This is a genomic window from Caballeronia sp. KNU42 (assembly GCF_053760385.1).
Map to the genome: position 1 here is coordinate 2,471,024 of NZ_CM132389.1, position 17,436 is coordinate 2,488,459.

Annotated in this window: 16 protein-coding genes and 1 pseudogene; 7 read left to right on the plus strand and 10 right to left on the minus strand. The window is 57.9% G+C overall.

Annotation, left to right across the window (positions count from 1 at the left end; translation table 11 throughout):
• Positions 1-9: 9 nt before the first annotated feature.
• Positions 10-231, plus strand: a pseudogene (locus ACSOSP_RS30330) (aromatic ring-hydroxylating dioxygenase subunit alpha); the annotation flags it as partial.
• A 221-nt stretch (positions 232-452) separates the two neighbouring features.
• On the opposite strand, the gene ACSOSP_RS30335 reads toward ACSOSP_RS30330, so the two are convergent.
• From ACSOSP_RS30335 to ACSOSP_RS30355, 5 genes are all read right to left on the minus strand, one after another.
• On the minus strand, positions 453-1,400 hold the full coding sequence (locus tag ACSOSP_RS30335; protein ID WP_455312223.1) for an ABC transporter substrate-binding protein: 948 nt from the start codon (positions 1,398-1,400) through the stop codon (positions 453-455).
• A gap of 99 nt (positions 1,401-1,499) precedes the next feature.
• Entirely contained in the window at positions 1,500-2,537 is a 1,038-nt protein-coding gene (locus tag ACSOSP_RS30340) for an ABC transporter permease subunit (protein ID WP_455312225.1), read from the minus strand.
• A gap of 67 nt (positions 2,538-2,604) precedes the next feature.
• A complete protein-coding gene (locus tag ACSOSP_RS30345; protein WP_455312226.1) occupies positions 2,605-4,155 on the minus strand; it encodes a sugar ABC transporter ATP-binding protein in 1,551 nt (516 codons plus the stop codon).
• Positions 4,142-5,392, minus strand: a complete 1,251-nt coding sequence (locus tag ACSOSP_RS30350) for an ROK family transcriptional regulator (protein WP_455312227.1) — start codon at positions 5,390-5,392, stop codon at positions 4,142-4,144. Before ACSOSP_RS30350 ends, ACSOSP_RS30345 begins: the two co-directional genes overlap by 14 nt.
• Before the next feature lie 126 nt (positions 5,393-5,518).
• On the minus strand, positions 5,519-5,692 hold the full coding sequence (locus ACSOSP_RS30355) for a hypothetical protein (RefSeq protein WP_455313750.1): 174 nt from the start codon (positions 5,690-5,692) through the stop codon (positions 5,519-5,521).
• A gap of 596 nt (positions 5,693-6,288) precedes the next feature.
• Here ACSOSP_RS30355 and ACSOSP_RS30360 point away from each other — a divergent pair.
• Positions 6,289-6,816, plus strand: coding sequence for a hypothetical protein (locus tag ACSOSP_RS30360; RefSeq protein ID WP_455312229.1), 528 nt, complete (start codon positions 6,289-6,291; stop codon positions 6,814-6,816).
• Positions 6,817-6,929: 113 nt separating this feature from the next.
• The gene (locus tag ACSOSP_RS30365; RefSeq protein ID WP_455312231.1) at positions 6,930-7,718 is read left to right on the plus strand and encodes a LamG-like jellyroll fold domain-containing protein; all 789 of its coding nucleotides are present in this window, start codon (positions 6,930-6,932) and stop codon (positions 7,716-7,718) included.
• A 204-nt stretch (positions 7,719-7,922) separates the two neighbouring features.
• Here ACSOSP_RS30365 and ACSOSP_RS30370 read toward each other — a convergent pair whose 3' ends face one another.
• The gene (locus ACSOSP_RS30370) at positions 7,923-8,822 is read right to left on the minus strand and encodes a LysR substrate-binding domain-containing protein (protein ID WP_455312233.1); all 900 of its coding nucleotides are present in this window, start codon (positions 8,820-8,822) and stop codon (positions 7,923-7,925) included.
• 194 nt (positions 8,823-9,016) lie between these two features.
• On the opposite strand from ACSOSP_RS30370, the gene ACSOSP_RS30375 reads away from it, so the two are divergent.
• The 4 genes from ACSOSP_RS30375 (at position 9,017) to ACSOSP_RS30390 (ending at position 13,451) form a co-directional block, all read left to right on the plus strand.
• Entirely contained in the window at positions 9,017-9,799 is a 783-nt protein-coding gene (locus ACSOSP_RS30375) for an SDR family NAD(P)-dependent oxidoreductase (RefSeq protein ID WP_455312234.1), read from the plus strand.
• A 92-nt stretch (positions 9,800-9,891) separates the two neighbouring features.
• Positions 9,892-10,422, plus strand: a complete 531-nt coding sequence (locus ACSOSP_RS30380) for a VOC family protein (protein ID WP_455312235.1) — start codon at positions 9,892-9,894, stop codon at positions 10,420-10,422.
• A gap of 529 nt (positions 10,423-10,951) precedes the next feature.
• Positions 10,952-11,677: an alpha/beta hydrolase gene (locus ACSOSP_RS30385; RefSeq protein ID WP_455313718.1), complete on the plus strand. Its 726-nt coding sequence runs from the start codon at positions 10,952-10,954 to the stop codon at positions 11,675-11,677.
• Positions 11,678-12,398: 721 nt separating this feature from the next.
• On the plus strand, positions 12,399-13,451 hold the full coding sequence (locus ACSOSP_RS30390; protein WP_455312236.1) for a Rieske 2Fe-2S domain-containing protein: 1,053 nt from the start codon (positions 12,399-12,401) through the stop codon (positions 13,449-13,451).
• Between the two features lie 235 nt (positions 13,452-13,686).
• Here ACSOSP_RS30390 and ACSOSP_RS30395 read toward each other — a convergent pair whose 3' ends face one another.
• The 4 genes from ACSOSP_RS30395 to ACSOSP_RS30410 all read right to left on the minus strand — a co-directional run bounded on the left by ACSOSP_RS30395 (position 13,687) and on the right by ACSOSP_RS30410 (position 17,428).
• Positions 13,687-14,643 (minus strand): PDR/VanB family oxidoreductase, encoded by a 957-nt coding sequence (locus ACSOSP_RS30395; RefSeq protein WP_455312237.1) that lies wholly within the window; start codon positions 14,641-14,643, stop codon positions 13,687-13,689.
• A 185-nt stretch (positions 14,644-14,828) separates the two neighbouring features.
• Positions 14,829-15,305, minus strand: coding sequence for a cupin domain-containing protein (locus ACSOSP_RS30400; protein WP_455312238.1), 477 nt, complete (start codon positions 15,303-15,305; stop codon positions 14,829-14,831).
• Positions 15,302-16,180 (minus strand): ABC transporter substrate-binding protein, encoded by an 879-nt coding sequence (locus tag ACSOSP_RS30405; RefSeq protein WP_455312239.1) that lies wholly within the window; start codon positions 16,178-16,180, stop codon positions 15,302-15,304. Before ACSOSP_RS30405 ends, ACSOSP_RS30400 begins: the two co-directional genes overlap by 4 nt.
• Before the next feature lie 84 nt (positions 16,181-16,264).
• Positions 16,265-17,428 (minus strand): FAD-dependent monooxygenase, encoded by a 1,164-nt coding sequence (locus ACSOSP_RS30410; RefSeq protein ID WP_455312240.1) that lies wholly within the window; start codon positions 17,426-17,428, stop codon positions 16,265-16,267.
• Positions 17,429-17,436: the final 8 nt, after the last annotated feature.

Below are 17,436 nucleotides of genomic sequence, written 5' to 3' on the forward strand. Positions count from 1 at the left end.
ATGGCCCGCCGTTTGAGGGAAAACATCATGCCTCCGCCGTTCTGGGCAGCAGCGCTGCGTGGCAATGGGCTCGCGAACAACGTGCCGTGCGACCGTTGGCAAATCTGCCGCTTCACGCCGCCGAGCCACGTCATGATCGAGGTGGGCATGGCGCATGCGGGCAAAGGTGGTTATCACGCGGAACCAAAGCACAAGGCGTCGAGCATCGTGGTCGATTTCATCACGCCGGATCATCGAGCGGCTCATCGCGGGCGAGCGTCAGCCTGACTCGTCTTCGTCCCGAGGTTCACGCCCGAATCCGGTTCCCTACGTTAACAAGACTGCCTGACGGGCTCCGATCGGATCGCTTACCGGCGATTGCGGGGCCGCAAGCATCGGCAGGATGTCCTGGGCCCATCTCAACGACAGAAAACCGGTGAGCGGCAGCGCGAACACCGCTCACCCGGTTACGTTCAATGCGGCGCGGTCCAGCCCTTGTAACTGGCTACGTTGTCGCGCGTCACGAGCGTCGATGGCATCAAGACAATCGGGTTGGCCGGCTTCTTGCCGTTCATGATGTCGTAGCCAATGGTCACGGCGTTCTGCGCCATCGTCCACGGATCCTGGCTCGCCGACGCCTGAACGAGCGTGTCACTCTTGAGCGCCGTCTCGATGTCCGGCGCGCCATCGACCGACGTAATGAACAATTCCTTCCGATGCAGCTGCTTCGCGGCAAGATCGCTGCCGACCGCCTGCGGGTCATTGATCGCGAACACGGCGTCCACCTTCGGGAAGCGCGTCAGATAGCCCTGCATCGCGGCCATGCCGCCTTCGCGCGATCCCTTGGCGTCCTGGTCATCGGACAGGACCTTGATGCCCGGGCTCTTGGCCAGCACCGACTTGCAGCCCTTCACGCGATCCAGCACAGCCGAAACGGGCGGTCCATTTTCAATCACGACATCGCCCTTGCCGTTGAGCTTCTTCACGATAAACCCGCACGACAGTTCGCCGGCCTGGACGTTGTTCGTCTGAACGGTGGCATCGGAGCCGGCAGCGGCCACGTCGACTGCAACGACCACGATCCCTGCCGCTTGCGCCTTCTTCACCGCCGGCTCGATGGCCTTCGGATCCGCAGCGTTCAACAGGATCATGTCCACGTGAGCGGCAATGAAGTTATCGATCTGCGTGAACTGTTTGCTCATGTCGTAATCGGCCGATACAGCCGTGACGGTCGCGGCCGGATTGATCTGCTTGGCCTTGGCCTCCGCACCCTTCACGATCGTGACGAAGTAGGGGTTACCGAGCGATCCGACCGTGATGCCGATCGACTTGAGTTGCTTGTCGGCAGCGTGCGCCGGGGCAGTGAGGCTGAAGCCGAGTGCGACTGCAATGCTCGCGGCAGCAATTTTTTGTTTCAACATGTCGATGTCTCCAAAGAGGTCCGGTGTATTTTTCGAACGCGAAGGGACCGTTTTCGCGTCCGTGCTTCCATGAGAAAAAATTCGAGGATTACTATTACTTCAGGTGCGCGCTGAACCACGCTGCCGGTACCGGTCGAGCGTGACGGCGCCAATAATCACAAGGCCTTTGATGATGTACTGCCACACGTCCGACACGCCGAGCAGCACGAGGCCGTTGGTCAGGACAGCGATGATCAGTGCGCCAACCAGCGTACCGATGATCGATCCCACGCCACCCACAAAACTGGTGCCGCCGAGAATCACCGCGGCAATGGCGTCGAGTTCGTACGATTGCCCCATCTGCAAACCGTTCGCTGCATACAGGCGGGCCGCCGACATCACTGCGCCCAGACCCGCAAGAAAGCCGGAGATGACGTACACGAACATCTCGATGCCCCACACCCGGATGCCTGAAAGGCGTGCCGCTTCGGGGTTGCCGCCGACGGAGTAGATCCGCAATCCGAGAACCGTTCGCCGCAAAATGAACCACGAGATCGCGACAACCGCTATGGCGATAATGACGAGCCATGGAATACCGAAGAGCGATTCATTGCCGATGAACGCAAACGACAGTTGCGGGTTGAAGATCGTGGTGTCATGTCCCATCAAACGGGCAATGCCTCGCACCGCCGTCAGCGAGCCCAGCGTCACGATGAACGGCGGCAGCCTGAGGAGGGAAATCAATGCGCCGTTGATCAGTCCGAAGCCGGCCCCGACCACGAGCGCGACCGGCACGGCGAGGCCACCGAAACCCGGAATGTTCGATGCCAGCAAGGCCGCCACTGCCGCCGCCGACAGCACGGACCCAACCGACAGGTCGATACCGCCGGTCAGGATGACGAAGGTCATGCCTGCAGCCAGCACCACGTTGATCGACGCCTGCTGCGTGACGATCGACAGGTTTTGAAGGCTGAAGAAATTGCCCGTCGTGATGCCGAAGCCGATGCACAGCAGAATCAGGATTGGCAGCATGCCGGCAGTTCGCATCAGCGTCTGCATGCGCTCGTGCCGCAATATATTGGCTTGTCGCTGGACCGGATTGGTCGCGCCCTTGGTAGGGGTGGTGCCGGCTTCCTGCGGCTTGAGTGAATTGCTCATGTCGTCCTCCAGATATTCGTGACGTCAGATTGTTTCGTTGTACGGATCAGTGGATCAAGCTGCCTGATTAAGCTGCCTGATCGACCGGCGGGCGGGAGCCCGTTGCCAGTTCGATGATGGCTTCCTGTGTGATCGGCGTGCCGGTATGGCCGCCGAGCTGGCCGGCAAGTTCGCCTTCGCGCATGACGAGCACGCGGTCCGCGACGCCGATCACTTCCGGTAATTCGCTCGAGATGACGATGATGCCGACGCCGGATCGAGCCAGTTCGTTGATGATTCGATAGATCTCGGACTTGGCGCCGATGTCGACGCCGCGCGTGGGTTCGTCAAGGATGAGGACGCGCGGTTTGGTTTCCAGCAGGCGCGACAGCAGCACTTTCTGCTGGTTGCCGCCGGACAGGGAGCCCGCGTTGACCTTCGCGCTTGCCACGCGAATGGAGAGCGCGGAGATCGCGTCGCGGGCGCGCACCGCGCCTCGGGCGAGGTCGAGCACCCCAAGACGGGCATCGCGGCCGGCCACGGCAACGTTGATGTTGTCGCGCACGCTCATGTCGAGGAACAGGCCCTGGCGCTTGCGGTCTTCAGTCAGATACACCACGCCTGCATCGATCGCGTCGCGCGGCGAGCGCATGGCGAGCGTTTTGCCATCGACGGTAATCTCGCCACGGATACGCGGCTCAGCGCCGAAGATCAGCCGGGCCAGTTCGGTGCGGCCCGCGCCGACCAGCCCTGCAATGCCAAGCACTTCGCCGGCGTGAAGTTCAAGACTGCAGCCTTTGACGCGGCGGCCATCGGCGACGTCGCGGACCGACAGCACGACCTTGCCCGGATCGTAGGGCGCATGCTGCTTTTTATAGAAACCGGAAATGTCCCGGCCGACCATCATCTTGACGAGGCTTTCGGCCGACAGATCGGCGCGATCGAGCGTGCCGACGTAGGCGCCATCGCGCAGCACGGAGACGCGATCCGACAATTCATAGATCTCGGCCATCCGGTGGCTGATGTAGATGATCGCCAGCCCCTCGGCACGCAATGTCCGGATCAACTCGAACAGCCGGTCGGTTTCACGCGATGACAGCGGCGTGGTCGGCTCATCCATCACGAGGATGCGCGCATTGGCATGAACCGCCCGCGCGATTTCAACCAGTTGTTGCTCTGCTATAGACAGATCGCCCACCAGCGTCTGCGGCCGGAAGCTCGCGCCCAGCCGCTTGAGCACGTCCTCGCAGCCGCGCTCCATGCCTGCGCGGTCCACCAGCCCGAAGCGGCCGCCTTTGCGCAATTCACGGCCGGCATGGATGTTCTCGGCAACGGAAAGATTAGGCGCGAGGCTCAGTTCCTGATAGATCACGGCGACGCCGATTGCTTTCGCCGCGAGCGGGCCGTCGATGGTCGTGACCTTTCCATCGACCAGGATTTCGCCGCCGGGGTCCGCCTGGTAGGCGCCCGAGAGCACCTTCATCAAGGTGGATTTACCGGCGCCGTTTTCGCCCATCAGCGAGTGCACTTCGCCCGGATAGACGGTCAGCGACACGTTGTCGAGCGCGCGCACGCCGGGGAAGGTTTTACTGATTCCCTGCATCGCGAGGATGGGGGGCCTTGATTCAGACATGGGCATGATTGACCTCTTTCGATTTCGCGCTGGCGCTCTGGAGCAACCCGGCGTTGGGCGAAAAGTTGAAGAACATGGGCAGCGTGGCCGCACCGATGGCGCCCGCATCCGATCCAAACGATCCCCGAAGCAGTGCCGGGACGCTGCGGGCTTCCGGCGCCGTGGCCGTCATCGCGGCCTGTAATCTTTCGAGCAACGTATCGAGGAGTCCGCTGTCGACATCCGCGTCGAGCACGATTGTCGGCACGTCCACCACGCACAGCGTTGCGTGCAGCGCCGGGGCGAGCGCCTCCACGCAATCGTCGATCCACTCGTCCACCGCAGGCAGATTGCGCTCGATGCAGGTGCTGAGATCGAAGCGATTCTGGATTGACTCGCCGCTGTATCGCAGATGGCGAGCAAGCGCATTCAGCGACGCGCGCGACAGCAGGATGTCCCATTGCCCGGCGGGGAGCGGGGCGGAGGCGAGGCGGCTTGGGGGCACCGGCATGATGCCGATATCCCCCGCGTTGCCCGTGCCGCCGCGCAGGCAATCGCCATCGATCGCGATGCCCCCGCCAATGGCCGAGCCAAGGAAGAGATAGACGAAGTCGTGACACTGGCGTCCGACACCGTAAAACAGTTCAGCGATAGCGGCCGCGTTGCCATCGTTTTCGGCGAACACCGGAAGATGCATCAGCTTGCTTAACTCGGCCGAGAAATCGATCTCGTCCCATGCCCGGAAGCGTTCAGCCGACAGCCCAAGTTCGCGTGCCCAACTTCCCAGGTGAAACGGCTGCGCGAGACCGATCCCTGTCAGCCGCTCGCGCTCGCCCGGGTTGAGCAATGCAAGCATGTTCTGGATGTCGCGCTGAAGGATTGTCAGGACTTCGTCGGGGTGGGGGAGAACCCGGTCGAGGGTGCTGCGCGCCAGGACCTCGCCAGAAAAATTCACAAGCACCGTTTCGATGCTGGTCCGGTCGATTCTCACGCCAATACCAAACGCGCCGCGCGGGTTCAGCCGGATCAGCGAAGCGGGCTGACCGCGCTGGCCTTCGAGCCGACGGCCAATGTGTTCAATAAGACCGGCCTCGTCCAGCGACGCAATGATGCTCCCGACCGCCGTGCCGGTCAGGTTGGCCTGGCGCGCGAGATCCGCTTTGGCAGTGGGTTGCGAGCGACGCAGAGCCTGTAGCAAAAGCCGCTCGTGATAGAGGCGCAAGTTTGCCGAATTGCTGCCACGTCCAATGTGGGGGCTTCTCACGGGTCTCCTCCTACAAATCTGCTGAATATTTATTAAATCAACGTGATTTATTTAATACCGTCTGCTCGCGAATGTATAGGAGGGAAATCCCGGAGACGGTGCTGGAACTGCGAGGCCGGGGTTTTGTCATGGCCCTCGGGCAGGCGCGAAAAGAACGGCTAACGCACCGGCACGCGTCCACCCGGCAACCAGCAACGATTGCGCATCCTGCTCACCCTCAGTCGTCACACCGCACGGCGGCGTTGTCCCCGCCGGCTTTTCGCCGTGACGAATGACCATGATTTTCTGTGAGCGCGTCATGAATTTCTCCGGCGGGTAAGGGGAACACATCCGGGTTGTCGCCCCTTTTTTCATCGACTTTCTTACGCTTTCATTCGATGGACAGACCGCGCGAATTGTCAGGGAGTAGTAGGCGAGTACTAAAGCACCAGCGCGTTCATGATGATGTGAACCGCTGATCGCGCTATCGTTAAACCAGTGATCGACGGCTTAGGTTGAAATCGTAATGGTGTTTATGGATATCCTTACGGAATCCTATATTGTCGATTGTCGCGGCTCGATAGACCGTAAGGACCAGCCGGCCCTCGTTATGGTCTACGGGGTGAGGGGGCGAGCTACCGTCGAGTCGGAGAACCACCTTGGTATAAATCCCGATCAATTGCGTCTTGCAGTTCTCTCGTGAGCACCTAGTCTGCGAATACTGACCTCGCTCGGGAAAGACGGACCGCGTTTATTTCACAATAGCTTTGGCGCGTCGTATCGGCGTCGACGTATTGAGCGAGCGTTTTCACAATGGCGGCTGGCAATCGGACACAACGTCTGAAGTGCCTTTTTAGCAGCGACGAATGCGATGTGGCCAGTCCGATCAAGCCACAGGTAACCACAGAGAACAAACCATGCAGCTATCGTCCTGTCGGGACAGTTTCCGCGAACTAAGAGGGCTTCGGCTTCACGTTGTCTTTTGGACTATGCTGTTTTCATTCTTAACGGGTGCGTTGGCCGATGAAGGGCAGGATTGCACCGCAGCCGGAGGAAGCTTGCTCGTTGGCAATGTATTCTCCCCACCCAGATTCAAGCACGGCACCTTCCTCAAGGGCGTTGAACTATCGCATACGCATCTGGTGCTGAAGAGCGGTGACGACTCAAAGACGTACGATGTTGCAATGGACAACGTTTTTGCGTCCGGGTATCAAAGCAATATGACTGTCGTTCCCTCCCCGTTGAACTCTATTCAGGTAGGCGACAAGATTGAGGTTTGCGGTATCCCATTCACAGGCGGAATTCATTGGGTTCACACCGACTGCGGCGACACGCCGACGCCTGCCGACCCAAATGGATGGGTCAAGGAAATTGCCGCAGATGGGACCACTGGTCCTAACCTCGAGGGCAGCCAAACGTATTGCTATCTGTGGCCACGCAATTGAACCAGCGTCTTCGAGCCACAACGCAACTGCTACCTCCAAAAAAATAGTAACGTTGATTCGACGGCACTTACCCGGGGTTCGCTCGCTATTGCGTAGACCTTTCGGAGTCCAACATGAACGCCAGCGCAGCTCCCAAAACAGGAGATGTCTATCTCGCCCTCGGCGGCCGCGACCAATACGTAGAGATCCCAGGTAGCATTGCATACAGCATCAGCACAACGGGTGAACTCACCGTCGCCGCCTGGTTGAGACCCGATACGCTGAACTTTCCCGCAGTAGAAGACGGCACCGACTACATCAACTGGCTTGGCAAGGGTGACTTGTCCGGTGCTTCCGGGAATCAGGAGTGGACGTTGCGCATGTATAACCATGATGATCCGCTGGACAGCCCTTCCAGACCGAACCGGATCAGCTTCTATGTTTTCAACGCTCAAGGCGGCCTCGGTGTAGGCAGTTATGTACAAGTCCCCATTCACAGGGGGCGATGGATGCAGGTTGTTGGTGTCGCCGATGACTCGCGAACCTTCTTCTACCAAGACGGGCAGTACGTGCGCTGCGACACCTATCGCGGCCCCGCCCAGGGGTCTTGTGAAATTCACTACCAAGCACCACCCAACGAGAATGTGCAACTCGTGATTGAACCCGAAGCGGGGTCGGCGCCCCTGCGACTCGGAACCAAGGATCTGAGCGGTTTCCTTGAGGGCGGCCTCACTCGCGTCAGGCTGTGGAACAGGGCTTTGAACGCGACTGAAATCTCAAACCTGTACTTAAGTGATTTAGCTCCCGCAGATGGTCTGGTGGCGGAATTTATGTTGAATGCCGACACCGGTGCTACGGCGGTGGACACAGCACTGGGAAACGATGGAATTGTCGTCAACGCAACTTGGGCAACGCAGCGCTGATGGAATAAGCGAGTAACAGTGTGACACGCGAATCCGGCGGTCTCGTTCTCGAGGGCTCCGTTCCGCCACGAATCATAAGTGAACATCAGCGACTGACTGAGACGGCTATGTAAATCTCAACGGAGCGACTGATCGCGAGTGAGCAGGGCTAATTTTTCACGACGAATGCAAAGCACAACTTATCGTGTTCCAGAGTCTCGTACGCTAGATAGCGCTAAAGATCGTCGTCACCCAGTCGACGAATACCCTGACCTTGGTGCTATACCTTCGGCTGGGCGGATACGCTATATAGACAGCGTGCGGATCGGGACGCCAGTCCACAAGAATAGGCACGAGTTGCCCTTTTTCGATGAACGGACGCACCATGAAATCCATTGTATGAACGATGCCCAGACCGCTCAGCGCAGTTGCAAGATGAGCATTGCTTTCACTGACGAGTACGTCGTTGCGCGGACGTTCCAACGTGATTCTTTCGTCACCTCGACGGAACTGAAGCGGCTGCACGAGGCCCGTTCTCGCAGAAAAGTATCCGACGACCGGCATGTTCTTCTCAAGGATCTCTCGCGGATGTTCCGGTACGCCGTGTTTGGCCAGATAGTCGGAACTCGCGCATGTCGTCCACGCTAGAGCGCCGATCTGACGCGTTACAAGGGCGGGATCGTCAGCAGAGCTTCGAATCCCACAGTCGATGTTCTCCGCAATGAGGTCTATCGTGCGGTCGGTGACGCCGAGCCGAACCTGAATGTCGGGAAAGCGTGCACAAAAGCCAGGCAAATTCGGAATGATGATGCCGCTTGCAGTCGACCCACCCGCATCGATTCTGAGGGTGCCTCGAGGGCTCCCCTGGGAGCGACCCAGCGTCGCTTCTATGTCGTCAAGCTCCATGAGCAAGTGACGGGTGCGCTCATAGTAAGCGGCTCCATCGGTCGTTACGCTGACGCTTCTTGTGTTTCGTTCCAGTAACTGCACGCCGAGGTGTGCTTCGAGCGACTTTATCCACTTGCTGACGGTCGCATTCGGCATATCCAGTGAAAGCGCCGCTCGTCCGAAGCCACCCGTTTCAACTACTCGCGCAAAGATCCGGATAGCCTGCAGATGATCCATAGCCCACCTCAGAAATGATTCGCAACGACCACCGCCAAACTCGCTTCGACGCTGCGTGGATGCTCAACTCTAGCGTCCATTGCGCGCCATTATGCACACCTGTGAATAAAGAATCCATCGAAGCGCCTTTTATGATCTCCCTGTATTCATTAGTCTTCAACCTGTGATCAACGACTTTGACGAGGCACCTGAAAATGACCCCTTCCCCTTACATCAACATTCATTCCACGAAACACGCAGGGAAAGTTGCCCTGGTGACAGGGGGCAGCACCGGTATCGGCCTTGCCACCGCCAAACGCCTCGCGCTTGAAGGTGCAACCGTATTCATTACCGGCCGGCGTCAGGAAGCGCTGGACGCCGCCGTAGATGAGATCGGGCACGGCGCGCAGGCAATTCGCGCCGATAATTCCTCGGCGGCGGACGTCGAAAAGATCATTGCATGCGTGTCGTCGGCCCACAAAAAGATCGACATCCTGTTCGCGAATGCAGGCGGTGGAGAGTTCGCACCGCTTGGTGGCATCACAGAAGCGCAATTCGACAAATACGTCGGCATCAACATGAAGGGCACGTTGCTGACGGTACAGGGCGTGCTGCCGATGATGCCGGCCGGAAGCGCCATTGTGATAACAGGATCCATAGCGTCCATACAGGGCATTCCCGCGTTCGGCGTCTACGCGGCAACGAAGGCGGCTTTGCGGTCATTCGCCCGTAGCTGGGCATCCGATCTCAAAGGACGCGATATCCGCGTCAACGTGGTTTCGCCGGGCGTCATCGTCACGCCAGCCTATAAAACCGAACTCAAGATGAGTGACGAGCAGATCGAGGCATACAGCCTGGAGGTCGCCGAAACCACTCCACTCGGCCGGGTGGGAGAGGCGGACGAGGTTGCAAAAGCCGTGTCCTTCCTGGCCTCGGACGACGCCAGCTACATTACCGGCATCGAACTGTTTGTCGATGGCGGACGCGCGCAGATCTGATTTCCCTGTCCTGCGCTTTTCGCAAGACGTCAAACGCGCGGACCATTCGACCACTGCTCGATTTCATTGGCACACAGAGAGAACCCTCTACCATGTCTCAACTCAGGACACTGCCGCTTCGTTTGCATCATCATGCGTATACCACCGACGATCATGAGGAAAACCGCAAATTCTATGAGGATGTTCTCGGCCTGCCGCTGAAGGCAATGTGGATAGAGCGAGAGCGGATTGACGGTGAAGAGGTCGACCTGGGTCACGCATTTTACGCATTGGGAGATGGCAGCTTTCTGGCATTTTTCAACTTCTCAAATCCGGAAAAACAGCAAGCATGGAAGGCGAAGGAACAGTCACTCTTCGTGCATATTTCGCTATTAGTCGAGCCGTCGACACAGAAAGAAATCAAGAACCGTCTGCTAGCGGGTGGCCTGAAGCCTTTTATGATGGAGCACGGATTCTGTCATTCGCTTTATATCAAGGACCCAAACGGCCTGGTCCTCGAGTTCACAGTGGACCACGAAGATTCCGCAAGCATCTATGCTGAACGGGCTTCGTCAGCTCACCGCGACCTCGAAAGATGGATCGGCGGTGACCGGAATACAAACAACCTCTGGCGTCCTTCCTGATGCGAAGCCCGACGGGTTCGTAACGATCCGCAACGGGCGTCGACGATTTTATAGAGGCATTCAATGCGGTAACACGTGCTTCCTATGTTTGTTTATCAGCTTGTTTGACAGAAAACGTGACTGGCTATGCACTTCCGAGCGGTCACTTGATTCCGGAAGAGGTGCCGGGTCCGCTGCTCCAGGCACTCGACAAGTATCTGGTTGCGTAAGATCCGTTTCGGCTATTTCAATCTTCTCGGTTGTTAAATTAGGATTCCATATAAATACCCTGTAAATGCTGCGCGTGACGATCAGAAATTGACCAACCAGGCCGTCGGCGGTGTCGCGCAGAACGGTAGCGCTGAATCGGACGCGACATCGGCATCCCGTACGGCGATGCGCTCAAGTTGCGTCGGACCTGATCAGCTTTTGCAACGTGTTCTTCGCTAGTTAAGTCCCCCTTTATAGATGGAGTTTCGCCGTGAAGATCTTGCCTATCGCAGCATCGGTTCTTGCCTTGTCCGCTTGCCTGTCTGTCTCAACCTGCGCCATGGCCCAGGACGCCCAGCCCGCCACCGCGCTGATCAGGAACATCGTTTTGGTACACGGCGCGTGGGTGGATGGCTCAGGCTGGAAGCCGGTCTATGAAATCCTTGTCAAGGACGGTTACCACGTCACCATGGTGCAGGAACCGCTGACCTCCCTGGACGACGACGTCGCCGCCACAAAACGCGTGATCGACCTGCAGGATGGCCCGACCATTCTCGTCGCACACAGCTACGGCGGCTCGATCATCACCGAAGCAGGTGTCGATCCAAAGGTGGCCGGTCTGGTGTATGTGGCTGCGCATGCGCCGGCGGTCGGCGAGGACGAGAGCGATATGGGCAAAAAAATGCCAAGCGACACCTCGAAGCAGCCAGGCGCGATCAAGAAGACCGATGACAGCTATACGTACCTGACTCCGGCCGACTTCCCGAAGGACTTCGCTGCTGATCTGCCGCTCAGGCAAGCCCAGTTCGAAGCGCAGTCGCAGATCCTGACGGCAGCGAAGGTCTTCTCGGCACCGATGACTGTCGCGGCATGGACCACCAAACCGAGCTGGGGCATCGTTGCCGCTGACGACAAGATCATCAATCCGGATCTCGAACGCTTCTACTATCAGCGTGCTCATAGCCGTACTACGGTGCTGGCCGGTGCAAGCCACTCGGTCTACGAATCGCGTCCGAAGGAAGTGGCGGCTGTAATCGAAGACGCAGCAAAGCACGCCCAGCAGTAACGCGGCCGACGGCAGTCCAACTTGCGGCCGTATCGAAAGGAGGGTCCGCTCGCTTCATTAGTCGAGCAGGGAGCGGACAGGATGCTCGAGTTAGGGTTTGGCCGCGCTCTTGCGGACATGGTTCATGCCGCCTATCCGTCGATACACGTTCGGGCACTCGATGAGTTTCGCTCTATCGCGGACAATCTGTTTGGCTCATTCATGAGACGACGTCTGTCGAAGAACGTCGTGCGCTCGCCTGGCGAGTCGCCTGAGCTCAACGGCCGTGAAGATTGAAGATGGAAGGGCGAGCGTGTGAGCCAGCCTAGTCGATAGTATCCCGCAGGTCCGAAAACGCCCTGAACACCCACTTCATTGACAATTCCTGTTAAAAGGAATATAAATTCGTGACGTATTCCCGGTCAACGTTGAGCGCCTGCGAATGGAACGTCGTTCATATTCCTCTCGACTATTCCCCGTCGAAAAAGGCAGTCGTTTGCCGGCGTAAAGGCGTTTGCGCGTCCTGGTCAACGTGCCGCGCAGTTTGGGACATACGGTCCTTCAATAACGGGCAAATTGTGTTGGGTTCCGGGATCACATATCGACTTCAGTCATACGAGACATTGCTTTGGATGTGTGCGTCCGAGAGGGTAAACCGTACATCGTCCGGTGAGTGCCGGAATATTGTTGAACCGCTCAACTAACGTCGATGAATGCGATAGCGCGGACACAGGAGGTTGTAATGGCTTATCTTAAACATGCCTGGTATGTCGCAGCATGGGACACGGAACTCGGAAGTGACGGCACGCTTCAGCGGACGCTTCTTGACGAATCCATCCTGTTCTTCAGGAATACCGAAGGATTTGTCCAGGCGATTTCAAACCGTTGCCCACATCGCTTCGCCCCCTTGGACAAAGGCGTGAAGATTGGCGATGCGATTGAGTGTGCCTACCACGGGCTGCGCTTCAACGGGAAGGGGCAGTGTGTTCACAATCCGCACGGAAATGGCTTCGTACCCAAAATGGCGACTGTAAGAAGCTACCCAGTGGTGGAAAGATATAGCGCGATCTGGATCTGGATGGGCGAGCCGGAGCTGGCAGATGCTGGTGCGATCCCCGATTTTTCGTTCAATGACCCTGCGCTGTTCTTCGTTGGCAAGCGATACCTGCATGCACGAGCCAACTATGTCCTCGAAACCGACAACATCATGGATCTAAGCCATATCCAGTATCTTCATCCTGGCACACTGGGTTCTGACAGCGTTTCGAGCGCGGAGGTCGAGGTCACTCAAGAATTGAATACCATCTACTCAAAACGCTTGGTAAGAAACGAGAAACTCTCGGATTTCCTCTATGCCGTCAATAACATTGAACCGGGTACGCCGGTCGATCGCTGGATCGACGTGCGATGGGATGCACCGGCGAACATGGCGCTTTATGTTGGCGCGGTGCCAAGCGGGCGATCGACTGGCGATCGAATTGGCCGCGTGATGTCGCATCACTTTACACCGGAGACCAGCAAGACGACGCACTATTGGTTCTCGAACTCTTATCCGAAAACAATGGGAGACGCGGGAGCCGCGCTGGCGGAGCAACACATAGAAAGCCTCAAGCGCCCGTTCGAAGAAGAAGACTTACCCATGCTGGAGGCTCAACAAGTGATGATGGGCGATGCGGATTTTTGGTCTCTGAAGCCGGTGTTTCTTCCCGGAGACGCAGGAGCAGTGCGGGCGCGTCGAGTGCTTGACAAGCTGATCGAGGACGAGCGGGCGAAGACCCTGAACGGAAGCGAGTGAGGTGGCTTGACGTGCGGGACGCATGGACTACGCCGCCGGAGTGGGGCACTGACAACGACCCTTCCATATCCAGACGGTGGGGTCCACATCAACGGCCAAATCCGGAAATATGGTGGGCGCCGACTCGAAGTCGAACTGCCACAACTCAAGCGATTGTCAATCTACACCAGCGTGGTACTCGATAAAAGCTGAAGCCAAGCATTGAGTCGCATCATGCCCTTCGCAGAATGCCCGCTCATAAATCCAATACCAGTAAAGGGCTTTTTGCACGCGAACAGCATGGTGTGAACTTGTCGTTTCCGGCTCGCTCCATATCTGTCAAGTACGTGTCCCGATGGTCCGGGATACCATCGATAACACGTGTCAGGCAGGTCCCGCAAAAACCCTGCTCACACGAGACAGGGATGACAACACCTCGGGCGGTCAGCGCATCGATCACACGCTGCTTCACACCCACTTCGATATCTTCACCCGTACTCGCGATACGGATCGTGAATGGCGCGTCCTGAACAATAGCCTCGCGTATTTCCGCACTAAAATATTCCCGGTGCACTTGCGCCTCCGGAAACCCAGCCTCCCGTGCAGCAGCCAATACCATCTCGATGAAACCGCCAGGACCGCAGACATAGACGTGCGTCCCCGTTTTGATTTCTTCCTCAAACAACGTTTTCGCTTCAAATGCCCGTTCTGTATAGTCTGAATCAAGGTGCAGACGTACATGCGGCGCCAGGTCATGCAGGGCGAGGCGATCCCGGAACGCGACCCGATTACCATTGCGCGCGCGATAGTGCAGCACGAATGAGGAAGACGTTTTTGCCAGGCTCTCTGCCATGCTGAGCAGCGGAGTCAGCCCAATCCCACCTGCAACGAGAATCGAGCGTTTGGCGTCCGGGGCCATGGGGAAATGGTTGCGTGGCTCGCTTATTTCAAGCGTATCGCCCTCATCGAGCAGGTGCATCCCATTTGAACCACCGCGGGAATTCGGGACCAGCAGAACGCCCAGTACGTAGCGCAGCCGATCTTCGGGGTTGTTGCAAAGAGAGTATTGGCGCACCAACCCGTTACGAAGATGCACATCGATATGCGCACCCGCCGAGAACGCCGGCAGCGGCGAGTTGTCGACAGCCATGAGTTCAAACGCCGCGATGTCTTGCGCAACGGCTTTCTTCTGTGTCAGTCTGACGCGAATCATACGATCCACCGAATATTCTTTACGTAGGGGAGGTGCTCATGCCTTTGCATCCATATAAGCCAGACTGCGAACGCACCAGCCAGCGTCCGTCAGCTATAGCAGGATCTGTCCGAGTCTGAGGGATCGCTGTTAATACCCCGGATCGCAAAGGCTGAACTCAATATCAAGTTTTTTCGCGTGTGGTATCAGCCAATAGCATCCAAGGTACGCCCGTGGGAGTCATACGGCTTTGCATCGATCAATACGAACGCGATCACGCACGGCTCGGTCCCGCGATTGAACCAGTTGTGGATCGTACCGCGTTGAACCAGTACATCCCCCGCCATCAGATGGACCTCCACGCCGTCCAGGTCCATGTCGATCTCGCCCGACAACACCACCGCATAGTCGATCGAATCCGTACGATGATTCCGCGGTTTGACACCGGGGGAAAATTCGATCACGCGAAACACAGAACCGTTTGAATGACTGGTGCCAACTTTACGCCGGGAACCATCGAAATCTTCGTTGTTATCAACCGGGAATCCCTCTGTCGACCAGATTACGGCACCCTGCGCACCCTCACGCAGGGATGTGCCATGGGTGACAAGTTCATCTATGGCAACCACAGCCTTGCCGTTTGCGTTGTGACCGGTCACGATGCGGCGCACTGATAGTGTCATGGCTTTTCCGATGTAATCAGGCTTGCGAGTGCAAGCGCATGATAGGTGAGGTTTATATAGTCACTCGAAGGTGCTGCAGTCGTTGTTGTCATTCCTTCGCATTGCGAACGAATGTTTAGAACGTTTTCGAAACCTTGCGCATTGAGGTGCGCATCCTGGTCGAGGCCAATGCCGGGCGATGTGAGCAGTTGGTAGGTTCTAGCGGCGACCGAGTCCGACAGCCGAAGCTCCTCCATAAGAATTTCAATCGACTCGGCCGCATTCTGTTCGTCCAGTACGTATCGCAGCGCCTCGACGTAAGCGCAGAGATACTGTACGAGGATCTCTTCATGCTCGCTTATCCATGGGCGCATGGCGAAAGCCGCAGTCGCCTGATAAGGGCCCAGATGATCCGTGGCCAGACCAAGACTACGGAGGCCTTCATCGCGAGCCTGGACCGAAAATGGCGGGTTGAGGATCGCTGCGGCACAACATGCCGGATCGTCGAGCATGGCCGAAAGCCGCTTGTAGGTGGCGCCCACCGGAACCACGTCATAGTCCACTCCGGCGATCAGGCCGGCCGCGCGCAGCATGGTCCTTGCCTGCAGCGCATAGGCTGTGTCCGGCGCGTCCACGAGTAACCTGCGCCCCCGCAACGCCTCCATGGCTGAAATATCAGACTGGACAAAAAGCTCGTTCATCCCGCTGTCGCCGCCCATCACGACTACGACATCGTGCGCGGCAACCAGCTTCATGGCGACGGCGTTATCGACCGCCGTATGAGCAAGTGAGGATTGTCCATTCGCCAGGCCATCCCGGAGTTGCAGCGAGGTAACCGTAAAGCACAACTGAACATCGATTCCACGGCGACGAAAAAAACCGCGTCTGATACCCATATACAACGGCAGATTCTGCGAACCGGGGAAGACAATTACAGATATGGGGAAGGCACTCATGATGATGTATGGATCGAGTAAGTGTCAGATTGGCTCGGCGAGAAGCGCCTCATGAGGACGTCCGTCGGTTGAGCCGTGGGCAAACTCCGCGCGAATCCTGTCATTGCGTGCCTGGCAAGCAGCCGGTTCATCGAGTTGCCCTTGCTCGCCTATCTTTCTTGAGTAATCCTGCACGAACTTGCAGCGAGCGTAACGTCGTTTCATGTATCGCTCGAACATGGCGGGTACGCTGTCCGCATGTGCTGCTTCTTCAGCCAACACACAGGCGTCCTCTATGGCCATGGTCGCGCCTTGTGCAATGTGCGGGCTGGAAGCGTGCGCAGCGTCGCCCAGGAGCACAATACGGCCACTATGCCAAGGCGCCGGAAGAGCGACCTCCTCGATCTTCACGTAGACCACTTCCGATCGAGCATCCAGCTGCTCCCTGAGTGGCGAGATCCACGAGCAGGTGAATTGCGCGAGCCGATCTTTTAGCGCCGTGACGAGCTCACCTCGCTCGAACCAGGTTTCGGCCGGCTCATTCGTCACCAGCAGGAGATACATGGACTCGGCACTGAGCGGGACGAGACCGGCTTTGGCGCCTATTCCATAGTGAATGCCCTGGAAATCAAGGTCCCGGGGGCGGGGCAGGGTCACGCGCCAGACAGCGTGACCGGTATAGCGGGGTTCAACCGCCGTTCCGAACAGCCGCCCACGGAGCGTCGACCGTATGCCGTCAGCGCCCACGACGATGTCGTAAGTGCCCACGGTTCCATCGCTGAAATTCACGTCAATCTTTTCCCCATCGTCGACGAAGTCTCGCACGCTTACTCCCATGCGAATGGTCGCCCCGTGTCGAAGCGCGGACTGTTCGAGAATTCGATGCAGTGTTGGCCGCGGAAGGAAGTTCACGGCAGGCAGCGCCTCGTCGGCGATGCGCTTCATGCGGATCCGGGCAAGCTCCGACCCAGCCGCATCGAAATACACGTAGTCGTCGACCTGAAACCCCGCTTCCAGACACGGATCAAGTAGATCAAGCGAGCGAAGCGCACGTAGTGCGTTGCCCGGCTGAATGATCCCTACGCCGTGCAGGACATGAGCCGGCTTGATCTCGACAACTTCGACGGCAATACCGCGGCGGGCAAAAGCGGTGGCGGCAGTCAGGCCGCCTATGCCGCCGCCGACGATCAATACTTTCTTCACGAGCATGGTGTCCC